Below are 1,794 nucleotides of genomic sequence, written 5' to 3' on the forward strand. Positions count from 1 at the left end.
CGGTTTCATAATCCCAGGATGCGGCGTAGAGTCGCTGCTCAGGATTTGAAACTATCCGCCGTTTTAAAACCGTCCGTGGAAACGGGGTAGAACCCGTATTCCTTCGGTATCCATTTGGCTGTCCCTTGTCTACATTGGCATCCAGAGACTTTACAATTTTCTCAAAGTTGCGGAAATACCCCAGTCTATCTGCACCCATAGTGCAACATAAGAGCGCCTCACTCGATGCAGCCCGGCAGAAATTCCAAGTCTTGCGAGTGCTCACTAACCAAGTCCGCCCTATAGTCACGCACTGGATTGGGTGACACCCACCACCCACGTTCGATAGCTCGCGATTTACAGTAAAACGGTCATCCTATAGAGCCAAACGGAGTATGGGACACACGCAGTATTCACGTAAGTATTTTCTACAAGGCATAAATGATCTTATTTACTACTAGACCGTTTGGGCGCGGATTGTGTCATGTCCGCTTTGGGCCAACACCGGGTAAACTGCAAACTCAGAGCTATGCTTCTTATCAGTTATTCGAGCGCTGAACCAGGGGAAGGGCTTTGAGTGCAAAGAGCCAAAGCGCAATACAAAGAAGCACCTCTGGGGAGGCTTTTCCTCAAGCCAGACCTTATTAAATAAAAAAAACGGACCACAAGGGTCCGTCAGACTGCTGACAAAGTCCTCGCCGAAGTGCGGGGACTTCTTATAATGGGGTCATGCTAAAAGACAGAGCCCCAACCCAGTCCGAACTTGAGTTTGTCTGCATCGACGAACTCGTTCCTGCCGATCACCTGCTACGGAAGATCGATAAAACCATCGACTTCAGCTTCATCCATGATCTGGTGAAAGACCTCTACTGCAGCGATAACGGCCGGCCTGCACTCGATCCGACCCTGCTGTTCAAGTTGCTGTTCCTCGGTTATCTCTACGGGGTTCGCAGCGAGCGTCAGTTGATTCGTGATGTGCAGGTGAACGTTGCCTATCGCTGGTTTCTAGGCCTGAACCTCACCGACAAAATCCCTGATGCATCAACGCTCAGTCAGAACCGCCGACGTCGCTTCAACGAGTCCGAGGTCTATCAGCAGATCTTCGATGAGATAGTCCTGCAAGCGATGCGTAAAAAGCTGGTGTCCGGGAAGACGCTGTACACCGATTCGACGCATCTCAAGGCCAACGCCAATAAGAACAAATGGATCAAAGCGCGAGCGGCCAGCACGAGCCGTGATTATTTGGACGCACTGGATCTGGCGGTCGAGGAGGATCGCCTGGCCCATGGAAAAAAGCCCTTACCACCGCCATCGAGCGAGCCCGAGACGCGGGAGATTAAGCAAAGCACCACAGACCCTGACAGTGGCTACATGGTCCGTGACGGCAAGCCCAAAGGCTTTTTCTATCTGGATCATCGTACAGTGGATGGACGGTGCAACATCATCACTGATGTACATATCACGCCCGGTAACGTGCATGATAGTCGACCCTATCTGCCGCGGCTGGATCGTCAAAAAGACCGCTTTGGCTTTGATGTTCAGTCGGTAGGGCTGGATGCTGGTTACTTCACCGCAGGGATCTGCAAAGGGCTGGAAGATCGATCAATTTACGGCGTCATCAGCTACCGGCGACCGACCCATCGTAAGGGCTACTTCTACAAGAACCAGTACCGCTACGACGCCGAACAGGATCGATATACCTGTCCAGAGAATGAAGAACTGTAGTGGTTCAATGATTCCGGACACCGATTTAGGTGGTACAGTCGCCACCGAAGGAGAGGTGTTCAATGGCAAAACAGCGTCGTTCGTTTTCAA

1 pseudogene is annotated in these 1,794 nt (G+C 51.6%); it reads left to right on the forward strand.

Going from position 1 to position 1,794, the window contains the following annotated elements:
- Positions 1 to 708: 708 nt before the first annotated feature.
- A pseudogene (locus tag C4S72_RS25555) lies at positions 709 to 1,701 on the forward strand (IS1182 family transposase); the annotation flags it as partial.
- Positions 1,702 to 1,794: the final 93 nt, after the last annotated feature.

Origin of the sequence: Marinobacterium lutimaris, assembly GCF_900108065.1 — a bacterium.
Lineage (GTDB): Bacteria > Pseudomonadota > Gammaproteobacteria > Pseudomonadales > Balneatricaceae > Marinobacterium_D > Marinobacterium_D lutimaris.